1 protein-coding gene is annotated in these 368 nt (G+C 62.0%); it reads right to left on the bottom strand.

The window, feature by feature from the left end; genetic code table 11:
* Window positions 1-52: 52 nt before the first annotated feature.
* On the bottom strand, window positions 53-368 hold a 316-nt coding region (locus FCU66_RS40050; RefSeq protein ID WP_484177842.1), incomplete at its 5' end, for an SGNH/GDSL hydrolase family protein.

Below are 368 nucleotides of genomic sequence, written 5' to 3' on the forward strand. Positions count from 1 at the left end.
GGCCGGAGCCGATGATGATGACGTCGTAGTTCTCAGCCACGGTTTTTCTCCTTCACAATTCCAGCATGACGCGCACGACGGGCGTCAGCGCCTTGCCGATGTTTCGCGTGTTTTCGACGTCGAGGTGGACACCGTCGAGTGGGATGGTTTGCGCCACACTGCCGGCATCGAAGAAGCCACAGCCAACTTCGTCGGCGAGAGCGGCATAGAGCGGCGCCAGACGCGTCGAAGCCTCATCGCCGCCGGCAAACATTTCCTTGAATTCGGCATTGTCGGTACGGCTGACCACAGGCGGCGCAACGATCAGGACCTGCGGCGCCGGCCAGTCGAACGGATAATCGTGGCCGCGCACGATGTCGATCAGCCGC

The organism is Mesorhizobium norvegicum, from assembly GCF_004919685.1.
In the GTDB taxonomy this organism is placed as follows: domain Bacteria; phylum Pseudomonadota; class Alphaproteobacteria; order Rhizobiales; family Rhizobiaceae; genus Mesorhizobium; species Mesorhizobium norvegicum.